General features: G+C 63.2%; 26 protein-coding genes. 13 read left to right on the top strand and 13 right to left on the bottom strand.

The window, feature by feature from the left end; all coding sequences use genetic code 11:
• The first annotated feature begins 114 nt into the window (after positions 1–114).
• The 7 genes from RID11_RS17390 (at position 115) to uvrC (ending at position 6,778) form a co-directional block, all read left to right on the top strand.
• Positions 115–1,044: an ABC transporter ATP-binding protein gene (locus tag RID11_RS17390; RefSeq protein ID WP_350141406.1), complete on the top strand. Its 930-nt coding sequence runs from the start codon at positions 115–117 to the stop codon at positions 1,042–1,044.
• A complete protein-coding gene (locus tag RID11_RS17385) occupies positions 1,041–1,802 on the top strand; it encodes an ABC transporter permease (RefSeq protein WP_350141405.1) in 762 nt (253 codons plus the stop codon). Before RID11_RS17390 ends, RID11_RS17385 begins: the two co-directional genes overlap by 4 nt.
• A gap of 88 nt (positions 1,803–1,890) precedes the next feature.
• Entirely contained in the window at positions 1,891–2,688 is a 798-nt protein-coding gene (locus tag RID11_RS17380; RefSeq protein WP_350141404.1) for a S49 family peptidase, read from the top strand.
• Positions 2,669–2,860, top strand: coding sequence for a hypothetical protein (locus RID11_RS17375; RefSeq protein WP_350141403.1), 192 nt, complete (start codon positions 2,669–2,671; stop codon positions 2,858–2,860). Before RID11_RS17380 ends, RID11_RS17375 begins: the two co-directional genes overlap by 20 nt.
• Positions 2,857–3,822, top strand: a complete 966-nt coding sequence (locus tag RID11_RS17370; RefSeq protein ID WP_350141402.1) for a calcium/sodium antiporter — start codon at positions 2,857–2,859, stop codon at positions 3,820–3,822. The genes RID11_RS17375 and RID11_RS17370 overlap by 4 nt, the downstream gene beginning before the upstream one ends.
• 13 nt (positions 3,823–3,835) lie before the next feature.
• Positions 3,836–4,615 (top strand): SDR family oxidoreductase, encoded by a 780-nt coding sequence (locus RID11_RS17365; RefSeq protein ID WP_350141401.1) that lies wholly within the window; start codon positions 3,836–3,838, stop codon positions 4,613–4,615.
• A 297-nt stretch (positions 4,616–4,912) separates the two neighbouring features.
• Positions 4,913–6,778: an excinuclease ABC subunit UvrC gene (gene uvrC, locus RID11_RS17360; protein WP_350141400.1), complete on the top strand. Its 1,866-nt coding sequence runs from the start codon at positions 4,913–4,915 to the stop codon at positions 6,776–6,778.
• Between the two features lie 48 nt (positions 6,779–6,826).
• On the opposite strand, the gene RID11_RS17355 is transcribed toward uvrC, so the two are convergent.
• The 5 genes from RID11_RS17355 to RID11_RS17335 form a co-directional block, all read right to left on the bottom strand.
• Complete coding sequence (locus tag RID11_RS17355; RefSeq protein WP_350141398.1) at positions 6,827–7,189, bottom strand: hypothetical protein; 363 nt, start codon at positions 7,187–7,189, stop codon at positions 6,827–6,829.
• A complete protein-coding gene (locus RID11_RS17350; protein ID WP_350141397.1) occupies positions 7,182–8,012 on the bottom strand; it encodes a hypothetical protein in 831 nt (276 codons plus the stop codon). Before RID11_RS17350 ends, RID11_RS17355 begins: the two co-directional genes overlap by 8 nt.
• Positions 8,013–8,039: 27 nt before the next feature.
• Positions 8,040–8,444 carry a hypothetical protein gene (locus RID11_RS17345; RefSeq protein ID WP_350141395.1) on the bottom strand — a complete coding sequence of 135 codons (405 nt, stop codon included), beginning with the start codon at positions 8,442–8,444 and terminating at the stop codon, positions 8,040–8,042.
• 613 nt (positions 8,445–9,057) lie between these two features.
• Positions 9,058–9,987: an orotidine 5-phosphate decarboxylase gene (locus RID11_RS17340; protein ID WP_350141393.1), complete on the bottom strand. Its 930-nt coding sequence runs from the start codon at positions 9,985–9,987 to the stop codon at positions 9,058–9,060.
• A gap of 68 nt (positions 9,988–10,055) precedes the next feature.
• Positions 10,056–11,102 (bottom strand): Glu/Leu/Phe/Val family dehydrogenase, encoded by a 1,047-nt coding sequence (locus tag RID11_RS17335; protein ID WP_350141391.1) that lies wholly within the window; start codon positions 11,100–11,102, stop codon positions 10,056–10,058.
• Positions 11,103–11,221: 119 nt separating this feature from the next.
• Between RID11_RS17335 and RID11_RS17330 the strand changes: the two genes are divergently transcribed.
• Complete coding sequence (locus tag RID11_RS17330; RefSeq protein WP_350141389.1) at positions 11,222–11,677, top strand: Lrp/AsnC family transcriptional regulator; 456 nt, start codon at positions 11,222–11,224, stop codon at positions 11,675–11,677.
• Positions 11,677–12,846, top strand: a complete 1,170-nt coding sequence (locus RID11_RS17325) for an NAD(P)/FAD-dependent oxidoreductase (RefSeq protein WP_350141387.1) — start codon at positions 11,677–11,679, stop codon at positions 12,844–12,846. The genes RID11_RS17330 and RID11_RS17325 overlap by 1 nt, the downstream gene beginning before the upstream one ends.
• Here the strand turns inward: RID11_RS17325 and RID11_RS17320 are convergent.
• Positions 12,822–14,018, bottom strand: coding sequence for a class I SAM-dependent methyltransferase (locus tag RID11_RS17320; protein ID WP_350141386.1), 1,197 nt, complete (start codon positions 14,016–14,018; stop codon positions 12,822–12,824). The two genes, RID11_RS17325 and RID11_RS17320, sit on opposite strands and share 25 nt — an antisense overlap.
• 51 nt (positions 14,019–14,069) lie before the next feature.
• Positions 14,070–16,016: an AsmA family protein gene (locus RID11_RS17315; protein WP_350141384.1), complete on the bottom strand. Its 1,947-nt coding sequence runs from the start codon at positions 16,014–16,016 to the stop codon at positions 14,070–14,072.
• 109 nt (positions 16,017–16,125) lie between these two features.
• On the opposite strand from RID11_RS17315, the gene rimO reads away from it, so the two are divergent.
• Positions 16,126–17,514 carry a 30S ribosomal protein S12 methylthiotransferase RimO gene (gene rimO, locus RID11_RS17310; protein WP_350141381.1) on the top strand — a complete coding sequence of 463 codons (1,389 nt, stop codon included), beginning with the start codon at positions 16,126–16,128 and terminating at the stop codon, positions 17,512–17,514.
• A gap of 50 nt (positions 17,515–17,564) precedes the next feature.
• On the opposite strand, the gene RID11_RS17305 is transcribed toward rimO, so the two are convergent.
• The 5 genes from RID11_RS17305 to RID11_RS17285 all read right to left on the bottom strand — a co-directional run bounded on the left by RID11_RS17305 (position 17,565) and on the right by RID11_RS17285 (position 20,999).
• Positions 17,565–18,920 carry a hypothetical protein gene (locus RID11_RS17305; RefSeq protein WP_350141379.1) on the bottom strand — a complete coding sequence of 452 codons (1,356 nt, stop codon included), beginning with the start codon at positions 18,918–18,920 and terminating at the stop codon, positions 17,565–17,567.
• Between the two features lie 161 nt (positions 18,921–19,081).
• Positions 19,082–19,666, bottom strand: coding sequence for a GNAT family N-acetyltransferase (locus RID11_RS17300; RefSeq protein WP_350141377.1), 585 nt, complete (start codon positions 19,664–19,666; stop codon positions 19,082–19,084).
• Entirely contained in the window at positions 19,663–20,058 is a 396-nt protein-coding gene (locus RID11_RS17295; RefSeq protein WP_350141375.1) for a ketosteroid isomerase-related protein, read from the bottom strand. Before RID11_RS17295 ends, RID11_RS17300 begins: the two co-directional genes overlap by 4 nt.
• Entirely contained in the window at positions 20,055–20,516 is a 462-nt protein-coding gene (locus tag RID11_RS17290) for an arsenate-mycothiol transferase ArsC (protein WP_350141374.1), read from the bottom strand. The genes RID11_RS17295 and RID11_RS17290 overlap by 4 nt, the downstream gene beginning before the upstream one ends.
• A gap of 3 nt (positions 20,517–20,519) precedes the next feature.
• The gene (locus RID11_RS17285; RefSeq protein WP_350141372.1) at positions 20,520–20,999 is read right to left on the bottom strand and encodes a UPF0262 family protein; all 480 of its coding nucleotides are present in this window, start codon (positions 20,997–20,999) and stop codon (positions 20,520–20,522) included.
• 776 nt (positions 21,000–21,775) lie between these two features.
• Between RID11_RS17285 and RID11_RS17280 the strand changes: the two genes are divergently transcribed.
• From RID11_RS17280 to RID11_RS17270, 3 genes are all read left to right on the top strand, one after another.
• Positions 21,776–22,435: an ABC transporter ATP-binding protein gene (locus RID11_RS17280; protein WP_350141370.1), complete on the top strand. Its 660-nt coding sequence runs from the start codon at positions 21,776–21,778 to the stop codon at positions 22,433–22,435.
• Entirely contained in the window at positions 22,413–24,053 is a 1,641-nt protein-coding gene (locus tag RID11_RS17275) for a KpsE/RkpR family capsule polysaccharide export protein (RefSeq protein WP_350141368.1), read from the top strand. The genes RID11_RS17280 and RID11_RS17275 overlap by 23 nt, the downstream gene beginning before the upstream one ends.
• Before the next feature lie 88 nt (positions 24,054–24,141).
• Positions 24,142–25,638 (top strand): phosphomannomutase/phosphoglucomutase, encoded by a 1,497-nt coding sequence (locus RID11_RS17270; protein WP_350141366.1) that lies wholly within the window; start codon positions 24,142–24,144, stop codon positions 25,636–25,638.
• Positions 25,639–25,751: 113 nt separating this feature from the next.
• On the opposite strand, the gene RID11_RS17265 is transcribed toward RID11_RS17270, so the two are convergent.
• Positions 25,752–26,030, bottom strand: a complete 279-nt coding sequence (locus tag RID11_RS17265; RefSeq protein WP_350141363.1) for an acylphosphatase — start codon at positions 26,028–26,030, stop codon at positions 25,752–25,754.
• Positions 26,031–26,108 lie beyond the last annotated feature (78 nt).

Genomic DNA, 26,108 nt, shown 5'->3' with positions numbered 1-26,108 from the left:
AACACTCTGTTGCCCGGAGGCGACCTGTCTTTCGCACAGAATGGCCTGCGGCAACGAACATTGCACTCCCGCCTCAAACCTCTAGGTTCGCGCTCAGACAGAAGGAATGGGCAGATGCGCGCGATCGTCACCGTGGACCGGCTGAGCAAGACCTACAAGGACGGCTTTCGGGCGCTCCGCGACGTCTCGCTCGATATCGAGGAGGGCGAGATCCTTGCCCTGCTCGGCCCCAATGGCGCAGGCAAGACGACGCTCATTTCGGCGCTCTGCGGCATTACCACGCCGACCGCCGGGCAGGCCCGTGTCGGAGGGCATGACATCGTTACTGGCTACCGCGCCGCGCGCGCGATGATCGGTCTCGTGCCGCAGGAAATCGCGCTGGAGCCGTTCGAGAAGGTGATCAACACCGTGCAGTTCTCGCGCGGACTCTTTGGCAAATCGCGCGATGACGCGCTGGTCGAGCGGGTGCTGCGGCAACTCTCGCTCTGGGACAAGCGCAACAACCGCATCCGGGAGTTGTCGGGCGGCATGAAACGCCGCGTGCTCATTGCCAAGGCGCTGTGTCACGAGCCGCGCGTGCTGTTCCTCGATGAGCCGACGGCAGGCGTCGACGTGGAGCTGCGCCGCGACATGTGGGAGGTTGTGCGCGGCCTCAAGGAAAGCGGCGTCACGATCATTCTGACCACGCATTACCTCGAAGAGGCCGAGGCCATGGCCGACCGCATCGCCGTCATCAATCGTGGCGAAATCCTGCTGGTCGAGAACAAGGCGGATCTCATGCGCCGGATGGGCCGCAAGACTCTGCAGATCGACCTTGTGCAGCCGGTCGAGGCGGTGCCAGAAACGCTCGCACAATACGCACTCGAACTGGCCGATGACGGGCATGCGCTGCACTATCACTACGACACCAGCGGCGAGCGCACGGGCATCACCCGACTGTTGCAGGCGCTGGCAGAAGAAGGGCTGAACGTGCGCGATATCGAGACCCGGCAGAGCAGCCTCGAAGAGATTTTCGTGGGCCTTGTGCGAGAGGATGCGGCATGAACCTCCACGCCATCAAGGCCATATATGTCTATGAAATGAAGCGGTTTTTCCGCACCATCTTCGAATCACTCCTGTCCCCGGTAATTTCCACCACGCTCTATTTCGTGGTCTTCGGCGCCGCAATCGGCAGCCGCATCGAAGAGGTCGAGGGCGTCAGCTACGGGGCCTTCATCGTGCCGGGCCTGATCATGCTCAGCGTCATGACGCAGGCGATCTCCAACGCCTCTTTCGGCATCTACTTTCCGAAATTCATCGGCACGATATTCGAGCTGCTCTCGGCCCCCATCAACTTTTTCGAAATCGTTCTTGGCTATGTCGGGGCGGCGGCGACGAAATCGCTGCTCATCGGCGGGGTGATCCTGATCACCGCCGGGTTCTTTGTCGATCTCGACATTCAGCACCCGGTGATGATGCTGGTCTTTCTGCTGATGATCTGCATAAGCTTCGCGCTCTTCGGCTTCATCATCGGCATCTGGTCGGAAAATTTCCAGCAGTTGCAGCTGATCCCGCTTCTGGTGATCACGCCGCTCGTGTTCCTTGGCGGTGCCTTCTACTCGGTCTCGATGCTACCCGAGGGCTGGCAGACGGTGACACTGTTCAACCCGGTGGTCTATCTCATCTCGGGCTTTCGCTGGTCATTCTTCGGCGTGGCAGACGTGAGCGTGGGCCTGAGCCTCGCGGCGATCGGGATATTTTTCGCGCTCTGTCTCGGAATCGTCTGGTGGATCTTCAAGACCGGCTACCGGATCAAGTCCTGAGCCCTTCACGTGATCTTTTTCACGCTGGGCGCTCTGAGTTGGTCCATGCTCCTTGTTTGTCTGCCGCTCGCACTCTACATCGGGCCGCATGAAGCATCTGATCCCCTTCCTCAACCGTAAGCCCACAGTGGCGGTCATACGCCTGCAGGGCGTGATCGGCGCAGGCGGGCGGGCGCAACTCAGTGACGAGGCGCTTGGTCCGGTGATCGAAAAGGCGTTCTCGCGGGGTAAGCCCAAGGCGGTGGCGCTGGTGATCAACTCGCCCGGCGGCTCGCCGGTGCAAAGCTCGCTCATCGCCGCGCGCATCCGCAGGCTGGCGGCGGAAAAAGAAATCCCCGTGCATGCCTTCGTCGAGGACGTGGCCGCCTCGGGTGGCTACTGGCTGGCGGTTGCGGCTGACAATATCTGGGTCGATGACAGCTCGATCCTCGGCTCCATCGGGGTGATCTCGGCGGGCTTTGGCGCGCAGGTTTTCCTGTCGCGGCAGGGGATCGAACGGCGCGTCTACACCGCCGGCAAATCCAAGAGCACGCTTGACCCGTTCCTGCCGGAAAAGCCCGAAGACGTGACCCGGCTGAAATCGCTGCTTGGGCAGATTCACGAGGCGTTCATCGCCCATGTGAAGGCCCGGCGCGGTACCAAGCTGGCCGACGATCCGGATATATTTACCGGGGAGTTCTGGCTGGGGCAGCGCAGCATCGAACTGGGCCTTGCCGACGGTGTCGGGCACTTGGTGCCCAAGATGAAGGAACTTTACGGCGACAGGGTGCGCTTTGCCAAATACGGTCGCAAGCGCGGGCTGCTCTCACGTTTCGGCGCTACACTTGCACAGGATGCGCTGTCAGCGGTCGAGGAGCGGGCCAGCTATGCCCGGTTCGGGCTCTGACATGGTAGTCAAGATCGTCGTTCTCTTCCTCGTGGCCATGGGCGTGCTCGCCATGTTCGGCAAGCTGCGGTTTCCCGGACAGAAACGACTTGCGGCAGCCAAGTGCCGCAAATGCGGACGCTATCGCATCGGCAAGGAGCCATGTTCCTGCGAAAAGGGACGCAAGTCATGATGCCATGGATCATGGTGGCACTTGGCCTCGTTATCTTGCTTCTGGCGGGCGATGCGCTGGTCAAGGGCGCGGTCAATCTCAGCTTGCGGCTGGGTATTCCGGCGCTGATCGTCAGCCTCACCGTGGTGGCCTTCGGCACTTCGGCCCCGGAATTGCTGATCTCTGTCAACGCTGTGCTCAGCGACAAGGCGGGGCTGGCATTGGGCAACGTGGTGGGCTCAAACACCGCCAATGTGCTGTTGGTGCTGGGCATTCCGGCGATTCTGTCGGTGCTGCACACGAGCGGCTGCAAATGCGGCAAGTCCTACCTGCAAATGCTGGGGGCAAGCGTTCTTTTCATTGCACTGGCCTTTCGTGGATCGTTCGACTGGATCGCGGGGCTGATCTTGCTGGCGGCACTCATGCTCATGCTGGGCGACGCGCTGCGTGACGCGCTCAGCCATCGGCGCGATGCGGCGGTCAAGGCGCTCTCGGAGGCCGATTTCATCGAGGATGTCGAAGGTGCCGATCCGGACATGCCGTGGTGGCAGATCGTGACTTTTCTGCTGCTTGGCCTCGTGGGCCTGCCGCTTGGCGCGGATATCCTCGTCGACAACGCCTCCATCCTCGCGATGCGCTACGGCATCAGCGAGGCGGCGATCGGGCTGACACTGGTCGCCCTCGGCACGTCGCTGCCGGAACTGGCGACCACGGTGATGGCGGCGCTGCGCAAGCAGGCCGACGTGGCGCTCGGCAACGTGATCGGGTCGAACATGTTTAACCTGCTTGCCATCATCGGGATCACCGCGCTGGTCGGCGAGGTACCGGTCAATGCGGAATTCCTCAGCTTCGATCTCTGGGTGATGCTGGCGGCCTCGCTCATTCTCATCCCGTTCGTGTTTCTCGGGCGGGATATCGGCAGGGTCTGGGGTATCCTGTTGACCTCGGCCTATGTGGGCTATGTTGCAATCGTGTTGACTTAAGCGAGGGCAGGGCATGACACGAGGGCTGGTGACCGGGGCAGGCAAGCGGCTGGGCCGCGCGATGGCGCTGGAACTGGCGCGGCAAGGGCAGGATGTAGCGATCCACTACGCCACCTCGGCGCAGGCCGCCGAGGATGTCGCCGCAGAGGTCCGCGCGCTCGGGCGGCAGGCGGTGACGTTGCAGGCCGACCTGCTGGACGAGGCACAGGTGACGCCGCTGATCACACGCGCCGCAGAGGCACTCGGCGGGCCGCTGACCACCCTGATCAACAACGCCTCGATCTTTGAATATGACAATATCGACAGCGCGACCCGGCAGGGCTGGGACCGGCATATGGAAAGCAATCTGCGCGCGCCCTTCGTGCTGACACAGGAACTGGCGCGGCAGGTTCCCGACCCGCTTACCGACGAGAATGGCGAGCCGCGCGCACAGGGCCTTGTCGTCAACATGATCGACCAGCGTGTGCGCAAGCTGACACCGGAATTCATGAGTTACACCATCGCCAAGATGGGCCTGTGGGCATTTACCCAGACGGCGGCACAGGCGCTCGCCCCCCGGCTTCGGGTCAACGCGATCGGGCCTGGCCCCACCTTGCAGGGCCATCGCCAGAGCGACACGCATTTCGCGAACCAGCGAAAAGCAACGATTTTGCAGCGCGGAGCCAACGAGACGGACATCACCGGGGCGCTCTCCTACCTGCTGCATGCCCCCGGCGTGACCGGCCAATTGATCTGCGTGGATGGCGGCCAGCACCTAGGTTGGCAGACCCCGGATGTCCTAGGAGTTGAGTAGAAAACATGACCCTCGCAGAGAAGTTTTGCACCGGTCACACTGCCGTTACGTAAGCGTCACAAAAATACTAACGTTTTCAATGGTATGATCAGGGCAGAGTTTTTTATCTTTTTAAATCAATGGGATATTATACTGCCTATATTTTGAGCATTTCGGCGAAGCTGGCTTGATTCAAGGAAAATTTCCCGCTCACGAAAACTTATAGGCAGAGTTATCCACAGCAATGGTGGAAACCTTATCCCTTGCCCTCGGCCCCGGATCATTGCAGCACAACACGAGAATCATATCTGAAAGCATATGCCCGACACTGACCAGCACTCCCCCCCCGCCACCGGCCCCGACGTGATCCGGGGCTACCTGCGCACGCTTGATGCCTCGCCGGGTGTCTACCGCATGCTCGATGCGCAGGCGCGGGTGCTCTATGTCGGAAAGGCGCGCAATCTGCGGGCGCGGGTGTCAAACTACGCGCGGCCCACCGGGCATACCGCGCGGATCGCGCGAATGATCTCGGAAACCGCGTCGATGATGTTTCTCACGACGGCGACCGAGACCGAGGCGCTGCTGCTCGAACAGAACCTCATCAAGCAGCTCAAGCCGCGCTACAACGTGCTCTTGCGCGACGACAAGAGCTTTCCGAACATCCTCGTGACGTCGCATGACTATCCGATGATCAAGAAGCATCGCGGCGCCAAGCGCGACAAGGGCAGCTATTACGGCCCCTTCGCCAGCGCCGGCGCGGTCAACCGCACGCTGGCGCAGTTGCAGCGCGTGTTTCAGCTGCGCAACTGCAACGACACCATGTTCGAAAGCCGCACCCGCCCCTGCCTGCAATACCAGATCAAGCGCTGCACCGCGCCCTGCGTCGGCAAAATCTCCAAGGCCGAGTATGCCACACAGGTGCGCGACGCCGAACGCTACCTCTCGGGCCGCTCGACCGAGATACAGGAGAAACTCGCCGCCGAGATGTCGGAGGCCGCAGAGGCCATGGAATACGAGCGCGCCGCCGCCCTGCGCGACCGGATCAAGGCGTTGACGCAGGTGCAGACCGCGCAGGGCATCAACCCCCGCACCGTGACCGAGGCCGACGTGATCGCGCTGCATCTCGAAAAGGGGCAGGCCTGCGTGCAGGTGTTCTTCATCCGCGCCGGGCAGAACTGGGGCAACCGCGATTTCTATCCGCGCGTCGGCCCGGATGTCGAGGAACCCGAGGTGCTCGAGGCCTTCATTGGTCAGTTCTACGACAGCAAGGAACCGCCCCGCGCGCTGATCCTGTCACATGATCTGGAAAACCCCGACCTGATGAGCCAAGCCCTGACCGAAAAACTCGGCCGCAAGGTGACGCTGACCGTGCCCCTGCGCGGCGAAAAGGCCGAACTCATTGACGCCGCCCTGCGCAACGCCCGCGAAAGCCTCGCCCGCAAGATGGCCGAGAGCGCGACCCAAGGAAAGCTGCTCAAAGGCTTGGCCGAGGCATTCGATTTGCCCAGCCCACCGCAGCGGATCGAGGTCTATGACAACAGCCACATCCAGGGCACCAACGCCGTCGGCGCGATGATCGTGGCGGGGCCCGAGGGGATGATGAAGAACCACTATCGCAAGTTCAACATCAAGGGCGACGACCTGACCCCCGGTGACGATTTCGGCATGATGAAAGAGGTGCTGACCCGCCGTTTCAAACGCCTTCTGAAAGAAGACCCCGACCGCAGCAACGGCCAATGGCCCGACCTGCTGCTGATTGACGGCGGCGCGGGACAGGTCAGCGCGGTGGCCGGCATCATGCGAGAGATGGGCGTCGAGGACATCCCGATGGTGGGCGTCGCCAAGGGCGTGGACCGCGACCACGGCAAGGAGGAGTTTCACCGCACCGGTAAGCGTCCAATGGCGCTGCGCCACAACGACCCGGTGCTCTATTTCATCCAGCGCCTGCGAGACGAGGCGCACCGCTTCGCCATCGGCACGCATCGCGCCAAGCGCGCCAAATCCATATCCGCCACCCCGCTCGACGAAGTGCCAGGCGTCGGTGCCGCCCGCAAGCGCGCGATGCTTGCGCATTTCGGATCGGCCAAAGCCGTGAGCCGCGCCAACCTCGCCGACCTGCGCGCGGTCGACGGGGTCAGCAAGGGCCTCGCACAGAAGATCTACGACTATTTCAACGAGGGCTGAACCAATCGAACATTATGCGGGAAAGAAAACAGACCCGGATGCGGGGCATCACCGGTGACTCGACCTCACACGCCACTCTCCCGCATGATTACCAAGCGCTGTGCGCTCCATTCGATCAAGCCGTTCCTCGCGAGACTGATAACTCGACGCGATGCGCGCCACGACAGCATGACGCCGGTCGTTTTCGGCGAGCTTCGACAAGCCGGCGATGACCCTTGCAAAGCGATAAGGTTCCCGACCCTCATCGAATCCAGCCGCCTCGGCGGCCTGAAGAACATCCTCCAACGGCTCAATCTGCTCGATCAAATCCTCTCCGAACTCCGCAACCAGCAAAGGGCGATGAAAGATGATCCATCCGGACTGCTGCGCCTGTGCGAAGGCGGCAAACTGAGATTTCCCGAACCTAAGCATCTGAAGACAGTATCCCGCGAGGCGCGCATGGTGGGGTTTTGTCCGCCACGTCCAGAAGGACCGCCGCCATCACTGGGTCATCTGCCCCGGCGTCGAGGCCAGCGGCACCATTGCGCTTCCACGCAACCAATGCTTCCTGCTCGGCGGCAGAGAAATGCGGGCCGAAATGGCGCCACAGGCTCGTGATACGCCGGTGGTTCAGGAAACTCTGCCAATCAACCCAGATGTTGCCATCTGCCACATCCCATCCATAGGCTTCGGCGAGCAACAGATCCCAATCGGAAAACGGCCCCCTCTGCCAATCCAGAAGGTCAATTTGCAGCTCTTCGACCGGCTTCGTCTCGTCGATATAGCCCGTATGCGCAGCCAAATACGCCTCTGGCCCGTCATGATTCTCCCGTCGTATCGCCGCGACGAATGCATGCCAGAGCGCGTCGTTTACGCCTTCGGGCCGAGGGGCATTGGGCGACAGCGTGGAAAAGAACACGTCGTACCAGTAAAATGCGCAGGCGTGCCGCCCGGCACCGCCTTCGACCGGCAAGGCCCGGAACCAGTCCACGATGTCACCCGCCATTTTCGGGTCACCGATCTTCAAGGCGATCTCAGCACGAATGGTCGCCCGCTCCAGCGGCTCTCGCCTATCGGGCGCGCCCCCCGCTGGCAACAACGCGGAACGATAGACATGGACGAGCGCAGCTTGAACGGCCTGCAACTGCCCGGGCCAGGGAAACGCGACACGCGAGAGAAATTCCGCACCGCGCGATGTTGCGAACTCCGCGAGCGACGCCTCGAAACGCCACCGCTCGACCGCAGTAAAATCCACCGGTGATCCAGATTCCATGTGCGTCCCCTAAATCGGCGCGAGATTGCGAGGCGGAAACAGCCGCGACCCCTGCCAGACAATCAGTAGCAGAACAAGCGCTACACCCGTAAGGCCTGTCGCTTCTTCCCAGTACTCCCAATCGAAAACTCCCGGATCAGTCTCAACCATAGGTGCCGCCTGTGAACCTTTCCAATCCGAGGCCGCAGGATTGGGAGCGTTGATGATCTCCGTAACCGGGCGCGCGATTGGCGTGAGATCAGGGCAATTGTTGTCGTTGAAATCACGCAAGAGACGGCGCAAAGACTTCTTGATCAGCGTGATGGCCTGATCGTGGCCTTGCCATCCCGTCGGTCCGGGCGGGCTCCGGCCGTAAATCTGATCATGTCTCCATTCTGCAAGACCTCGCACCCCGGTCTCCGACTTCTGCTGCAACACAAGCCGGTGGGCCTGACGCCGCGATTCCTCGCAGTACCCCTCGGGGTCGCATTGCGGACAGTCTGATGTCAGACTTCCCATTGCTCACGCACCGTAACTCATGCGTTGATCCGTCGATAGACTGTATCACCCGATCGGCGAGTGGCGACAATCAAGGGGCGTGAATCTTCAACTGAACAGTGCATCGCTTACATGGGCAGACATTAAAGCGGGTGCTGATCCAGCACGGAATGGACGAAACGAAAACCGAAGAGGCACACATCGCCGCCCACAGGTTTCTCGTCATCGGCGAAGATCCTGGCCGTATAAACCTCCTTGTCGATCCCGCCTCAGGATGCGGGTGCCGTCTATCCGTGGTGTCACACCTGGGCGGCGTGGCAAGAACCGGGTAAAAGCGCCTCAGGTCTCGTGCCGCAAGCGTCTGATTTCGCTGCCTTGATCCGCTCTCTGTGAGATGCCGCCGAGGACATGGGCTGGGATTACTGGGATATTCCGATCCACCACAGCCCCGCGGTGCCACTGATCGTGGAATAGGTCGCACCGGTTCCGATCGCTGTCTCGTGCCCTGCCGCCTGATCCGCCTCGCATCAAGGCCGCGTTCAGACGCGCCTCACCCCTGCGGCTTGACCGGCGCGAACCGGATCAGCACGCGCCCCTCCGGCGTCGTGTCTCGGTAGACCACGGTCTCGGGCAGGCGCAGCGCCAACGGACTGTGGGTCATGTCAGAGCGCCACGCTTGGCCGGTTTCGAGACAGGTCGCATCCACCCCCGTGTAATCGATCCGCGCCCGCGCGCGGCGCAACTCGCCCAGATCATCACGCATCACGCGCCCGTCCAGCACCGCCTGCGTGCGCCTCAGGATCGCGCGCCCCAAAGCCTCGGTGCGCACGTCTTGCTCCGGCAGATCCGACCACAGGCCACAGACATGCGCACGCCTGTTGACCGAGACCAGTTCCGCGGCGACACGCACACCCCCGCCAGAGGAATAGCGACCCTCGGCAATCGTCGCGGCGGGGCTCAGATCGAGCAGACGGCTCAGACGGCGCAGGAACGGCACCACCTCCAGCCCCGCGCCCATGGCCCCCGGCCCCGATTGACGAAAGATGATGTTGGGGTCGCTGCCACCGCCACCAGATCGGCTGATCTGCTGTCTTGGCAGGAAGACCTCTGGCACGCGCCCCGCGCGCCACGGCAGATCGGTCGGGATGCAGCCCGCGGGGGCGCCCGCATAATCCAGCCGCGGCGCGATCTGCGGCAAGGCCCCCAGATCCTGCGCCACGCGCTGCCCCTGCACATAGACGCTGGCCAGTTGCACGATGCGCCGCGCCTCGCCGGTGGTGTAACTCGCCTGGCTCTCGCTCTCGGCCCACGCGCCACACAGGGCAGTGCCGCCTTGCGCGGTGCGACGGAACTCGGTCGCGACGGTCAGCCCGCCGCCGGAGGAAAACGTGCCAAGGGCAAGGCTCACCCCGTCGCTCAGCCGGGTCTCGGCCTGCGCGGCCGTGGCAAGGCCAAGGGCAAGGATCAGGGGCAGACGCATGGCGGCACTCCAGGACTGTTTCGCCCAGCCTAGCAAGCCCCGTGGCCCCGCACAAATCAAGACCGGCGTCAGACCGCCTGCGCCAGAAGTTGCTCCTCGACCATCCGGTCGGCGATCACGGCGGGGCTTACGCCCTCAGCAGCTGCACGGGTGAGGATATGGGCCATGTTGGCCTGCATCGCAGACAGTCGGTCAGCAACCCAGCCATCCCGATCCGCGATCTGCAGGATCTCGGCGGCGACATTGATGATCCCACCGCCATTGGCCACGTAATCCGGCAGATAGAGAATGCCGTGCGCCTCCAGCAATTCGGCGGCCTCGGGCGTCGCCAGCTGATTGTTCGCCGCGCCACAGATCAGCGCCGCCCTGATTTCGGGAATGCTGCGCGCATTCAGCACGCCGCCAATCGCGCAGGGCGCGAAGATATCCGCCTCCGCCGCGTGAATTGCCCCGGTCGCCACCGGCTCCGCCCCGAATTCCTTGACGGTCGAGGCGACGCGCGCCGCGTCCATATCCGCCACGATCAGCCGCGCCCCCGCCTCGTGCAGCATCAGGCACAGGTGCCAACCGACATGGCCCAGCCCCTGCACCGCCACCCGGCGACCGGCCAGATCGGCCTTGCCCCAGACCCGCATCGCGCCCGCCTGCATCGCGCCCATCACGCCGCGCGCCGTCACCGGCGAGGGATCACCGCTGGCATGCATGCCCTGATCTCGCCCCGCCACGAACCGCGTCTCGCGCGCGATCTCGGCCATGTCATCGGGGCTCATCCCCATATCTTCGGCGGTCCAGTAGCGGCCCCCAAGGCTGTCGATGGCGCGTCCCATGGCGCGCAACAGCGGGGGCGTCTTGTCGTGGCCGGGGTCGCCCATGATCACCGCCTTGCCACCGCCCAATGGCAGGCCGGCGGCGGCGTTCTTGTAGCTCATGCCGCGTGACAGGTTCAGCACATCCTCAATCGCCGCATCATCGCCCTCGTAGACCCGCATCCGCAAGCCCCCCGCCGCCGGGCCAAGCCGCGTGGAATGCAGCGCGATATAGCCGCGCAGGCCGCTCTCGCGATCCTCGACGCGGTAAAGGTCCTCGTGGCCGGGCGATGAAAGACGTGTCAGCATGGTAGAATCCTCCTTGTCGTCAGGGTAAGACCACGCAGACGCGAAAAAACAGCAAACTTTTGTCACTTGGGCGTGACAAATGGGGATTATCCCCAAAAGTGAAAGGGGTTTTGGGGATTATGGACAGTATCGACCGCCGCATCATCGCCGCCCTGCAACGCGACGGGCGTCAAAAACTCGCCGACCTTTCGGCCACGGTCGGCCTCTCGCCCACCCCGCTTGCGCGCCGCATAACCCGGCTGGAAGGCGCGGGCGTTATCACCGGCTATGCCGCCCGCGTCGATCAGGAAAAACTCGGCCTGCCGCTCAACGCCTTCATATTCGTCGAGCTGGAGCATCACACCCGCGACGCCATCAAGACCTTCGAGACACGCCTGCGCCGGTTTGACGAGGTGATGGAATGCTACCTGATGACCGGCACGCGCGACGTGCTCATTCGCGTCGTGGCCGCCGATCTCGCGGGCTTTGACCGGTTCCTCGAAGACGGGCTGATGCAGACACCCGGCATCCGCTCCATGCGGTCGAGTTTCGCATTGCGCACGATGATCCGGCGCGACGCGCTGCCCGAGGTCTAATGGAGCAGTTCGACGTGATCGTGATCGGAGCCGGGCCCGCAGGTGGCGCAGCGGCGTTTTGGGCCGCGCGCGCGGGCCTCACCGTGGCGCTCATCGATCGCAAGACCTTTCCGCGTGACAAGCTCTGCGGCGGCCTCGTCACCGGGCGCGCGCGGCGGCACTACGCCGAGATTTTCGGCCACGACATGCCGTTCGACCCAGAGGACTGCAAGACGAGCGTCGAGTTTCGCTATCGCGGCCAGCCGGTCGGGCTGATCGAAAACGCACCGCCGCTCTGCGCCACCATGCGGTGGGACATGGATGCGATGATCTGCGGCCATGCGCTCGGCGCCGGAGCGCGGGATTTCACCGGGCAAGACCTGGCAACCATAGACGTGGACACCACGATCCTGACGCTCAAGGACGGTCGCAGCCTGAGATATCGCGTGCTCATCGGCGCGGACGGGGTCAACAGCCAGGTGGCCAGGCACCTCTTCGGCCAGAGTTTCGAGCGCGCGCGCATCGGCTTCGGGCTGGAGATCGAGGCGACCGATCCGCACCTTGTTCCCGACGCACCGATCCGCATCGACCTTGCAGCGGCACATTGGGGCTATGGCTGGACCTTTCCGAAACGCCGCTCGACCACTATCGGCGTCGGTGGCCTACTGTCGAAGAACCCCGGGATGAAACGCGCGATGGCCGCCTATTGCGACATGCTCGGGATCGACGCCCCCGAGGCTCGCATCAAGGGCCAGTTCCTGCCCTTCGGCCATTTCCGGAGATCCCCCGGTCGCGGTGCCGTGCTGCTCGCGGGCGATGCCGCCGGGCTGGTCGATCCGATCACCGGCGAGGGGATCGGCCACGCGCTCCACAGCGGCCAACTGGCCGCACAGGCGGCAATCGACGCGCTCTCCGCGCATCGTCCCGACACGGCACTGCACCGCTACCGGCGCGCCCTGCGCCCCTTGCACCGCAGCCTCCGGATGGCACGGCTGATCCGTCCGGTGATCTTCGCCCCGGCGCTCGAGCCGTCCTTCGCCCGCGCCTTTGCCCGCTCCACCACGCTGCGGTGGCAGTTCCTCGACCTGATGGCAGGCGACACGGACTATCGCGACATCCTTTGGCAAGTGGTGCTGCGCCTGCCGCGCCTCGGCCTGATGCTGCTTCAGCGCCGCAGGATCGAGGAATAGACCAGCAGCCCGTAATCGCTCAAATCCCGCTCGACCCTGGACCAGAGCGCACCCATCCCGATCGGATCGGTCCCGGTCGCCGTCGCAATCTCTTGCAGGCTGCGCCGCCCGTCCACCGCCGCGATCAGCCGGGCCGCCTCTTTCGGCAGGTTCAGCCGCGCGGTAACGCTTCCAAAGCTCAGCTTGGGGCTTTGCCCCTGCCCTACGGCCCGCGCCAGATCGGCGGCGCGCAGCCCCTTGAGATGCGGCACCAGCGCGCGATTGCGCCCGGTGGCCGGACCCCGCGCCTCGCTGCCACGCACGGCATATCCCACATGTGTCTTGATCGTGCCATTGAGCTTTTCGGCCAGTGCCATCCGCTCCACCACGCCCAGATGCTCCGGCACCTCTGTTAGCCGCGACAGGTCATAGAGCGCGGGCATGGTAAAGCCCGACAGGTGCCAGCCCGTCGCCTCCAGCATGTCGTTGAGCGATGTCACGTCAAAGGCGCGGTCCTGCGAATGCAGCAACAGGTCATAGAACCCCGCATCGCTGTCCTTGTGATCGCCGAGATTCACATTGGCCTTGAACGGATGCCCCTCGGGCAGGCCAGCCACGACCTTGCGCGCCGCCTTCAGCCGCGCCTCGGGCGCCATCCCCTCGAAGAGCGCGCCGAACGCTTCCTGCAGCGGATAGACACCTGATCGGCCATAGGGCGCATAGACCATGAAACCCATGCCGCAACCGGGGGCCAGGGAGGCCAGCAAGGCCCGAAATCCCTCGGCCGGGTCGGGCAGGTGATGCAAAACGCCGCAGCAGTCGATGTAATCGAACCGCCCGTGCTGCGCGGCCTCCAGCAGGCTGCCAGTGACAAAGCGGATCCCCTCCAGCCCGCGCACCCGCGCCCGCTCCTCGGCAATCGCGCGCGAGGCGGTCGAGAGGTCGAGATAGGTGATTTCCGCCACGCGGCCCGCATCCTGCATCTGCTGCGCAAGTTGAATAAGCGCGTCGCCGGTGCCGCCTCCCGCGACCAGCACGCGCAGCGGCTTTGACCAGTCGCGCGCGCCGCCAAACACGAAATGATCCAACTCCAGCACATGCGACGGCGATCCGGTGATCAGCCGCTTTTTCTCCTCCGCCGGGTCGCGCGCCGGATAGGGATAGGCCTCGTATTGCGCCCTGACCTCGCTCACCGCCGCGCCCCCTGTTTCTGCTTGGTGAAAATACCCAAATCCGACGCCGCCTCAGTCGAACAGCTTGCGCAGCTTGCGCTCGGCCTTGTCCTTGAGCTTGTCCTTCAGCGCATCCTCGACGCTCTGGCCTTCCTGCGGTGTCACGTCAAGCCGCTTTTGCACCTCGCGCTCCAGACGCTCCTCGGCCTTCTTCTCCAACTCCTCACGCTCCGCCTTGAGGTTGAGATCGAGCGCCTTCTCCAGATCGGGTTTGATGCGCGGGCTGGCCCAGGGGCCCTCGATCCGCACCGGAATGGCAAGGCCGCGCGAATTCTCGCCCTCCAGCAGCACCGGCGTGAAGAGATAGTCGATATCGCGCGTGCCCAGACCCACGCGGCCCGTTCCCTCGGCCCGCGCCAGCGGCAGCTTCATCGCCAGATCGCGGTTGTAGAGATTGCCCTGGTCCATGGTGAAACTGGCGCTCATCGTGTCGAAAACCGTGGTCCCACCAGACACATCGCCCGCCCGCATCAGCCGGTCCAGATCGATGCCCGAGATCACCCCGCTGCCGGTGCGCAACGCGCCCTTGCCCGAGAGCGAATTCATGATCGCATGCACCGAATTGCCGACGCCTAGAAACTCCACCTCGCCGCTCGCCGAGGCGGCGAACCGGGTGATGTCCATCGCATCGGCAAGGAACCGTTCGAGGTTGATACCCTCTGCATTCATATTGCCACCCACCGACAGGCCCGCGCGGTTGTTGGCGACGAACTCGCCGGTGATCAGCCCGTCATAGGCGCGCAACTGGCGCAAGGAGAATACTGCGCGCGACCGGTCCAGCGTCATCAGCGTCCGGGTCGTGCCCAGCTTCAGGTCGCCAAGGTCAATGCTGTCGGCCACCAACGCCACCTCGCCATTGGCAAGCGCCAGACCGCTCGCATCAATCGGCGCGCGCGACCAGCCGGTATCGGCCTTGGTCGCGTCACTTTCATTGCTGTCGGCCCCGGCCAGCTTCGACAGGTCAAGTGCGCCTGCATTGAGCTGCGCATTGATGCGCGGCACATCGCCCGCAAGGTCGATATCCGCCGCCCCCGACAGCGCGTTGCCCCCCAGATCAAGCGTCATGTCGCGCAAGCTGAGCCGCATGTCCTGTGTCAGCGTCACATCCGCCCCGCCCTTGACGCCCGCGCCAAAGCCCTTAGGCAGGTCCACCGCGCCCAGATCCAGCGCCGCGACAAAGGCACCCGTATCGGACATGTCGATATCAAACCGCCCCTGCACCTGCGGCTGAAGACCTGCGCGCCCGTCAAACCCGATGCGCCCGCCCGGCCCCTCGATATTGGCCACCACATCCGTCACCGCGCCGTCGATGAACTTGCCCACCTGCTCCAGATAGCCCGACACGGTCACCGGATCGCCCGCCTGCCGCAGCACCACGTCAAACGTCGCCCGCCCATCGTAATCGGGCCAGCGCAGGTCAAAATCCATGTCGCGGATCGCCTGTGTCTCGCCGGTGCCGTGATCGGAATAGGTCAGATAGGCGCCCTCGATCAGCGCCCGGTCCAGCGTCAGCGACAGCCGGTTCGCGGTGGCGGGCGCGCCGCCCTCGGATTGGCCAGAGGGCGCCACGCCCTCGACCCCCAATTCCCAGTTCACCCGCCCGTCGGCAGCCCGCTCCAGCCGGATCTGCGGCCCCACCGCCTCCAGCCCGGTGATGCGAATATCGCCGCCAAAGAGCGCCGCCGGCTCCACCCCGATCTTGAGACTGTCGGCGGTGAACATCGGCCCGGCCTCGGACCAGTCGGCATTGGCGACTTCGACCGCCCCGGTCGCGACGCCCAGAACGGGGTAAAAGCTGATCCGCGTGTCCCCGGACATCGTCACCTGACGGCCCGTCGCCTTGGTGATCTGCTCGGCCGCGATCTTGGCGATCCGATCGCCCGGCAGAAAGAACAGCGCGCCCAGCACGATCGCCACCATCACCACCACCAGCCCGATCAGCCGAAACACCCACCGCATGGCACAATCCCCTCTTGCAACGCTCAGCACAACTCTAGGCGTGCAGCGCAGGCTTGGGCAACCGCTTTTGCCCCTTCCCGCGGGACCGGGCAAAGGCTATATCGCGGCCATGTCACAGAACCCGCCCAGCCTTCGCCCCGACCTCGCCCCGCGCGCCCGCCTGACCGAACCGCCCCGCCACGGCCAGCCGACCATCGGCATGGTCTCCTTGGGCTGTCCCAAGGCGCTGGTGGACAGCGAGCGTATCCTCACCCGGCTGCGCGCCGAGGGCTACGGCATCTCGCCCGACTATACCGGCGCGGACGCGGTGATCGTGAACACCTGCGGCTTTCTCGACAGCGCCAAGGCCGAAAGCCTGGAGGCCATCGGCGAGGCGCTGACGGAAAATGGCCGGGTGATCGTGACAGGGTGCCTGGGGGCAGAGCCCGACTATATCACCGGTGTGCATCCGCGCGTTCTGGCCGTCACCGGGCCGCATCAATACGAACAGGTGCTCGACGCGGTCCATGCCGCCGTGCCGCCTGCGCCCGACCCGTTCATTGATCTGCTGCCTGCCTCGGGCGTAAGTCTCACGCCGCGCCATTACAGCTATCTCAAGATTTCCGAGGGCTGTAACCACAAATGCAAATTCTGCATCATCCCTGACATGCGCGGACGTCTCGCCAGCCGCCCCGCCCATGCGGTGATCCGCGAGGCTGAAAAGCTGGTCGAAAGCGGCGTGCGCGAACTCTTGGTGATCTCTCAGGACACCTCGGCCTACGGTGTCGATATCAAGCACGCCGAGGCGAACGGCCACCGCGCCCATATCACCGATCTCGCGCGTGATCTGGGGTCGCTCGGCGCATGGGTCCGGCTGCATTACGTCTACCCCTACCCGCATGTGCGCGACCTCATTCCGCTGATGGCAGAGGGGCTGGTGCTGCCCTATCTCGACATTCCCTTTCAGCACGCACATCCCGACACGCTCAAACGCATGGCCCGGCCTGCCGCCGCCGCGCGCACGCTTGACGAGATCGCCGCCTGGCGCGCCATCTGCCCCGACATCGCCCTGCGCTCCACCTTCATCGTCGGCTATCCCGGCGAGACCGAGGCCGAATTCCAGACGCTTCTGGATTGGCTCGACGAGGCGCAACTCGACCGGGTCGGCTGCTTCCAATACGAGAATGTCGCAGGGGCCCGCTCCAACGCCCTGCCGGATCATGTCGAGCCGGAGGTCAAACAGGACCGCTGGGACCGGTTCATGGCCAAGGCGCAGGCAATCTCGGAGGCGAAACTCGCCGCCAAGGTCGGCCAGCATCTGGACGTGATCATCGACGATATCGACGAGGACGGCATCGCCACTTGCCGCACCAAGGCCGACGCCCCCGAGATCGACGGGAACCTGTTTATCGACGAGGGCACGCAGGACCTCTCGGTCGGCGATATCGTCACCGTCGAGGTGGACGAGGCAGGGGAGTATGATTTGTGGGGGCGCATCCCCCCTCATCCTCGGGCTTGACCCGAGGATCTCTCGTCACGGCATATTGCGGGCGCAAAACCGGGCTGGAATTATTCTTCCAAACCCTCCTCGGCCTCATCCTGTAAAGCTGCAACGCTTACATCCGACGACGACGCGCGATCAGGTTTTATGCGCGGTGCAGGCTTGCGCCATTCCGCCAAATTCTGGCCCACTTCCTTGTAGAAGAACGGCACTGCATCCTCCAACTCCTTGATAAAATTCGTTTGCTGGGTAAATTTCGCCCCAACTCGCCTAGCCATGAACACATGGAAACTAAGCACTTGAAGTCCCTCCTTGTCTTTCTCGCAGAGACTTGGATCAGCAAGCAATTCCGTCACAGAAAACTGCGTTGAGTCACTTCTGCCCGGCCAATTCAGCCTCACAAACAACTCGTCCCGGCTATCCGTCTTCAGCTGCCGCAACAGCCAGTTAACTCGCGCTTTGGACGAAACTTTGTCCTCCGGTGCGCGCAGCGTCATGCCAATGTCTATGGTTCGACGGGCAATATCCGCGACAACTTCAAGCGGAGCCGCCGCTCCGGGGATATCCAAAACAGACCTCAGTTGCGCAACGTCTCTTAGTGTCGCGAGTTCATCCTTGCGGCGTTCCGCTGGCGCATTACGATGTTTTCTAGGTAGCTTTTCATCTACCGCGGTCTCTGTTTGGCGGCTCAGAATTAAGGACAAGTCACGTGTTTCCTGATGCCATGCCTCAAGAACTGATACGGCTTCATTGGATTTTGCCGGTATTTTGCCCCCGGCTGAAACCAACCGGTTCACTTCGGTCCACTCGGGCGGCATGCGGTCAAATCCTTTAACACCCGCGCTTTCATGCGTCAGAAAACGCCGCAACTCGTGGAGAAGCAATTGTTGATCTTCGTCCGCGACATCATCGCGGTTCAACAAAAGGTCAATGATTGTGAGGATCGACATCCAGGACCAGTGATAGACAGGTATCTTGGATCGGCTCTTTCGGACTTCGTCTAGAGGATGGTTGGCAGGTGTCGTCGCGAATTGGTTAGAGATCGTAATAACGCAATCAACGCTCTGCTCTTTGGCGATTTCGCGATATTTCTCGACCTGTTCGGAGCCTAACTCCGCGTTTCCCACTTTGGCTTCTACCAAGGCACGCCACTCCTTGGCTCCATTGCGCATTACGATCAGACCATCTGGGCGGTCCTTGATCTTTATTTTCTCATTCTTGAAAACGATCTCGGTGAAGGTCTCGAGTTTGGCTCGTTTTCCAAGTCGCTGACCGACTGACGCCATGAGTTCGGCACCGAATTCGTCTACCTTGGACATGCAGGCAAGCACGATTGAGGTCGTGCGACCTTCCTTGGATGTTGTCGCCAGCACAGGAAAAAGCCGGGCGACCTCTCCCTGAACGAGGTAATCGGGACGCTCCATCAAAAAATTCCTTTTTAGTCTTAGAAGACGGTAGACGAACGAACCGTCGCCATTCAACTAAAAATGGTGCGTCCCCTCCCCCGTCATCCTCGGGCTTGACCCGAGGATCTCCGGTCAATCTCGCGCCAGTCCCCAGCTTTCGCGGGCATGACTGTAAAAACTCAGAGCGCCCGCATCCAGAACTGCAAGTCGTGGTCGGTCTCGGTCTCGCGGTCGATATCCTTCCAGCGGAACTGCGCCACCGCGCCCACCACAGGCGCATAGCCACGCTTGCGCCAGAACGCATCGAGCGTGCGGTGCCCCTCGGGGCGCAGGGGGTGGTCCGCCGGGCGCACCACGCCGCAAAAGGCGCAATGCGTCCGGCCCAGCGCCCGCGCATGCGCCTCGCGCGCATCGAAAAAGCTGTGGCCGATGCCCCGCCCGCGATATTCGGGTAAAAGCACGCTTTCGGCACAATAGAAGATCTGCTCGAGCGCCAGCCCCGTGCCCGCAAACGCCGCACCGAAATCATCGGCGTGATCCTCCATCGGGGTGCCGGTGGCGGCCCCGATCAGGCGGTCCCCGTCATAGGCCCCGACAAGGATCGCATCGTCGCTGTCGCGATAGACCTGAAGATAGCGTTCCTCATAGGCCAGATCGCCGTCGTAGAGATAGGGAAAGGCGCGAAACACCTCGATCCGGAGTCGCGCGACATCGGGCAATGCCCGGCCAAGCGCGTCGCCGGTCAACCGCTCGACCGCGATCATGCCGAGACCTGACGCGTCCAGTCGGCAAGGTTGTAATAGGTCACGACCCGGGTGATCAGCCCGTTTTCCAGCGAAAAGAACGAGCCCGCAGGCAGGCGGTAGGTCTGCCCCTTAGCCTCGGGCAGCCCCTCGTCGGTTTCCAGATAGGTGCCGTTCACGATATATTCGGCCGCCGCCCGCGTGCCGCCCTCGGCGTCGAAGATCACCATGTCGGTCAGCTCTTCTCGGTAGCAGCGGCTCATGTGATCGCAAAAGGCGCGAAAGGCATCCTTGCCCTCGCGCACCTGTCCTTCGTTGACGAAATGCCGGATATCATCGCTCAGGCAAGCCAGCATGGCAGGCGTGTCGCCATGGTTGAAAGCGTTGAAATAGGCGCGGACGGTTTCGTTCATGTTTCCTCCCGGGGTGGGCCCCATCTGTCCTGCAAATGACCGATGATCTGATCACGGGTCTTGCGATATGCAACCAATCGCGCGCCGCGCTCCTGCGCAAGCCCGGTCGGGTCCATGATCGGCCAATAAACGACATCGAGGTGAAAATAGCGGGTAAGGTCGAGCGCCCGACGCTGGCTTGCCGGGCTGAGCGCGACGATCAGGTCAAACGACGACAGATCGTCACCCCATTGCTCCATCTCGTCGAAGCTGCGCGTGCGGTGGCGCTCGAGTTCCACCCCGATCTCGCGGCAGACGGCGATGGAAAAGCCGTCGATCTCCATGTCGCTCTTGACGCCCGCCGATTGCACATAGGTGCCCGCGCCGTAGAACTTCTTCATGATGCCTTCCGCCATGGGCGAGCGCACCGCGTTGTGATCGCAGCAAAACAACACCGATTGCGGCAACGCCTCGGGCATCGCTCAGCCCCCGAAATGCAGCACGCAAATCAGCGTGAAGAGCCGACGCGCGGTGTCATTGTCGATCTCGGCCTTGCCCTCCAGCCGCTCGGACAGCACGCGCGCGCCCTCGTTATGGATGCCACGCCGGGCCATGTCGATGGTTTCGATCTGGCTGGGCGGCATGTTCTTGACCGCGTCGAAATATCTCTCGCAGATCGCCCAGTAATCCTTGACCACCTGCCGGAACGGGCTGAGCGACAGGTGAAACTCGGCCGCCGGGTCGCCATCCTCGGTGCGGATATCGAAGACCAGCCGCTTTTCGCGGATCGACAGGCCGACGCGGTAAGGCCCGTCGGGCGCCACGCGATCGTCGCGCGCGGGCAGGGCAAAGCTGTTCTCCTCGATGAGATCATACATCGCCACCTTGCGCTCCTGCTCGATCTCGGGCGTGGGGGGCGGCAGGTTGGCATCATCCAACTCGATATGGCAAATCCGGCTCATGGCGATCACTCGTGCAGCTTTATCCGCCTCGTGCCTAGCGCAGGCGACGCGCTTGGGCAATCGCCACCGTGCCGCACGGGTGGCGCTACGCACCTTTCGTGCCCGATGCGCCACGCCCGAATGGCACACGCCGCAGTCAAGACCGGGTGTCGCGGCAGACCGGAGACGCGGGCTTTGCCGCCGGTGACCGCGTTCATCGTGACAGTTGGGATGGGCCTGAAGGGGTCAGTAGCGGTTTCAGGGATGAGCCGCGCAGTGCCCGACCGCCGGGTGGGCGCAGCAACCTCGGTGGTCCACACTTTATGCCAGCCAAACACGTGCGCATTATCAATGGCTTGAAACGTTGCAAAAGCGCCCGCCCGAGGGGGCGGTCGGGCGCTGCGCGGCGGTGCCTACGGCACCTTGATCCCGCGCATGGCTGCTGGACGTCAAAGGCAGCTTCAAGCCATTGGTGGCGACAGCTCCTGAAGTGGACATCCACGTGCCGGTGCTGCGCAACAGCCCGGGCAACCGCCCGCAACCGCACTCGAAATACCTGCGCGCTGACTGCACAGACCGGGCGTGGCCACGCCCAGATCGCACCCTAAAGGTTGTTTTCGACAAGCGGCGGCATGCTCAGGATCAGGAAATTGCCACGATTTACGTCGCCAAGCGCATAATATTGCCTTGTTCCAATGGCATATTGTCGTCAGATCGGCAATAATGACGCGATGAGGCTAAGCCGACCTTAAGAGTACCCCGTTAAAACGGGAGAGCAGTAGTATCGGGGCCAACGGATGCTCGAATTCGAGAATGTCAGCAAGTCCTTCTGGACGGGCACACAGCGCAAGGTCATCCTTGACCGTGTGTCCTTTCGGGTGGATTTGGGTCGCAGCCTCGGCATTCTCGCCCCCAACGGCACCGGCAAGACCACCGTGATCAACATGATCGCCGGGCTTGAGAAACCCGATGAAGGGGTGATCCGGCGGGACTGCCGCATCTCGTTTCCACTGGGCTTCATGGGCGGGGTGATCAGCCGCCTATCTGCGCATGAGAATGCCCGCTACATCGCGCGGCTCTACGGGCTCGACCCCGATTACATCGAATCCTACTGCCGCTGGCTCTGCGGGCTCGGCGAATATTTCGACCAACCCATCGGCACCTATTCCTCGGGCATGCGCGCGCGGTTCAGTTTTGCGCTGATGCTGGCGCTTGATTTCGACATGTATCTCATCGACGAGGGCATGCCCGGCTCCACCGATGTGGAATTCAACCGCAAGGCGGGCGACATCCTGCGCGAACGCCTACGCACCACCACCATCGTCATCGTGTCGCACGATCCCAAAGTGCTGGAGAAATTCGCCACCTCGGCGGCCGTCCTGATGGGCGGTAAACTCTACATGTTCGACACCTTGGAAGAGGCAAGAGAGCTTTATGACTACGAAACCCAAGGTTAGAAAATTCCGCATCCGGCGCAGCACGCCGACCGGCTCCGCCATGGGCGAGACCGGTAACGCCGCGCGCGCCTATGACGACACACCGCAACCAGAGGCTTCACCGGGCGAAGAACAGGCGCAGACCGGCGAATTGACCTCCGCCCGCGAAACCGACACAGCCCAGAGCATCGACGAGATCCGCCGCGAAGGTCTGACCGGACGGCAACTGCGCATGGCGCGGCGCATGGCCCAGAAACACGGTCTGGCCCCGACCTCGGATTTCGACGCCGTCCGCCTGTTGCGGGCACGCGGAATAGATCCGTTCCAGCGCGCCAATATCCTCGAACTGGTCGCGACCAAGGGCACCGGTGCCGGCCAGACCACAGACGCACCCGATGACGCCAAGGCCGAAACGCGGGTGCAATTGCCGCAAACCGTGCCAGCGGGGCGTCACCCCAACCTGCCCGCGACAGACATCAGCCCGGCGGATCGCCGCGCACGGGAAATCCAGGAAATCCAGCGCGACATCGGGCGGCGGCGGCGACGCAAGCTGGCCCTGCTGTTCTCGCGGCTGATGGCCTTTGTCATCCTGCCGACTGTGATCGTCGGGTACTACTACATCGCCGTCGCCACGCCGATGTATGCCACAAAATCCGCCTTCCTGATCCTCTCGGCCGATAATGGCGGCGGCGGCCGTGGCGGGCTTGGCGGCTTGCTGCCAAGCCAGTTCGCCACCGGGCAGGATGCCATCGCCACGCAGGAATATCTTGAATCAAAGGATGCGATGCTGCGTCTCGACGCCGATGTCGGCTTTCGCGCGCATTTCAGCCAGCCGCATATCGACCCGCTGCAACGGCTCGACCCTGACGCCTCCAACGAAGAGGCCTACAGTCTCTACCGAAAATACGTGAAACTGGGCTACGATCCGACCGAGGGCGTGATCCGGATGGAGGTCTCTACCGCCGATCCCGAGGCAAGCGCCGAGTTCTCGGAACATCTTATCGCCTATGCCGAAGAGCGGGTCGATGAACTCAGTCAGGAAAAGCGGCAGGACGCGGTCAAGACCGCCATCGAAAGCTTGGACCAGGCCAAGGCAGAGCGGCGGACCGCGCAGGAACAACTCGTGGCCCTGCAAGAGGGCAGCATCCTTGATCCCGAGGGCGAGATCGCGGGCATTCGCAGCCTCGTCAACACCGTCGAGTTGCAGCTTCAGGAGAAAGAGCTCGATCTCAGCATTCAGTTGAACAACGCCCGCCCCAACAACGCCCGGGTCGCGGCCCTTCGCAGCGAGATCGAAGTGCTCCGCGCCGAGCTGAACCGGCAAAAGGGGCGCCTGACCGAGGCAACAGAGGGCGAAACCTCGCTCGCCTCCAAGACCGCTGCAATCCAGATGGCGCAGGCCGATCTCGCCACCGCCGACATGGTTCTGCAATCCGCCCTCGAAACCAAGCGCCAATCCGAGGTCGAGGCCAACAAGCAGGTCCGCTATCTCACCGTCAGCGTGCGCCCCCTGCCCTCGCAGGATTCCTCCTATCCGCGCGTGTTCGAGAACACGGTCCTGGCGTTCCTGATCTTCTCGGGCATCTACCTGATGATCTCGCTCACCGCCTCGATCCTGCGCGAACAGGTCTCATCGTAACCGGCCGCCATGCGGGCGCTTTACCCCCGCGTGGCTTTTTGCCAAAACGCTCGCAGTGATCGGAAACCCCTTGATAAAGAGCCATTCCATGACCACACCTTTGCCCACCGTCACCCCCAACACCTGGGAATTCCTGCGCGACGCGATGATCGTGCCGACGGGCTTTCGCGAATATGACGCGCGCTGGAAATATCCGGATGAGATCAACCTTCCGGGCATCACCGCGCTCGGTCTTGGCCTCGGCACGCAGATCCGCGCACGCGGGATCGCGCCAGTGATCGCCGTGGGCAACGACTATCGCGACTATTCGCTCAGCATCAAAAATGCGCTCATCCTCGGGCTGATGCAGGCCGGGATTACGGTCAAGGATATCGGGCCGTGTCTCTCGCCAATGGCCTATTTCGCACAGTTCCATCTCGACGTGCCGGCCGTGGCGATGGTCACCGCGTCGCACAATCCCAACGGCTGGACCGGGGTCAAGATGGGGTTCGAGCGCCCCCTGACCCATGGCCCCGACGAGATGGCCGAACTCAAGGGTATCGTGCTGGAGGGACGCGGTCGGGCGCATCCGGGCGGTGCCTATGAATTCGTCCGCGGTGTGCGCGAGGCCTATCTCGACGACCTCGCCGGTGACTTCAAGATGACCCGCAAGCTGCGAGTGGTCTGCGCCACGGGTAACGGCACCGCCTCGGCCTTCGCGCCCGAGCTGTTCGAGCGCATCGGGGTCGAGGTGATCCCCTCGCACAACCGGCTCGACTATACCTTCCCGCATTACAATCCGAACCCCGAAGCGATGGAAATGCTGCACGACATGGCCGACACCGTGCGCGCCACGGGTGCTGATTTCGCGCTCGGGTTTGATGGCGACGGCGACCGCTGCGGCGTGGTCGATGACGAGGGCGAAGAGATTTTCGCCGACAAGGTCGGCGTAATCATGGCACGAGATCTCTCCAAGCTTTACCCCAACTCCACCTTCGTCGCGGATGTGAAATCCACCGGGCTCTTCGCCTCGGACCCCGAGTTGAAAAAGAACGGCGTCACGGCGGATTACTGGAAAACCGGCCACAGCCACATGAAGCGCCGGGTCAAGGAACTGGGCGCATTGGCCGGGTTCGAGAAATCGGGGCACTACTTCCTCGCCGAACCGGTGGGCCGTGGTTATGACTGCGGCATGCGCGTCGCCGTCGAAATCTGCAAACTGATGGACCGTAATCCCGACATGTCCATGTCCGACCTGCGCCGCGCCCTGCCGGTGACCTACGCGACGCCCACCATGTCGCCCCATTGCGCAGATACCGAAAAATACGCGGTGCTAGACCGGATCGTGGAACGACTGGTCGCCAAGCACGAGGCGGGCGAGACACTCGCGGGCCGCCCAATCAAGGAAGTGGTGACGGTCAACGGCGCGCGCGTCATTCTCGACAACGGCTCCTGGGGGCTGGTGCGGGCGTCCTCGAACACCCCAAACCTCGTGGTGGTCTGCGAAAGCAGCGACAGCGAGGCCGAGATGCGCGCGATCTTCGCCGATATCGACGCAGTAATCCGCACCGAACCCGTGGTGGGCGACTACGATCAGACGATCTGACGCGCGTTTCCGGCACGTCAATGCGCGGCGGCCTGCGACCGCGTATCGCGCGGGTGCCTCGATCAAGTGGTCCGCTAAAGGCCAGCCCTGACCTACCGCCCGCATCCTCGCCGCTAGCGCCGGATATCGAAATGCGTCGCGCCCTCGGGTGCCGCGTCATCCACTGTCACCGACCGCACCACCGCCGCCGGCGGCCCCTTGTGCAGCGCCGCCAGCATCGCATCAACTTCCGCGTCCGGCCCTTCCAGATGCGCGAGAACAGAGCCGTCCGCCGCGTTGCGCACCCAGCCCGACAGCCCGCGCCCCTGCGCCTCAACCTGTGTCCAGGCGCGAAAGCTCACCCCTTGCACCCGGCCCTCGACACGCACCGAAACCGCCTTGACCTCTGCCATGATCGCCTCCTTGTCTGCCTGATCCGATCCTATCACATCCCACCCCGCCAAAGCCCGCAGAATCCACGCAGCCCAAAG

Origin of the sequence: Roseovarius sp. (genome assembly GCF_040219995.1) — a bacterium.
Taxonomy (GTDB): Bacteria; Pseudomonadota; Alphaproteobacteria; order Rhodobacterales; family Rhodobacteraceae; genus Roseovarius.
Note: the sequence above shows the minus strand (reverse complement) of the source record. Positions and strands in the feature narration are given on the sequence as shown.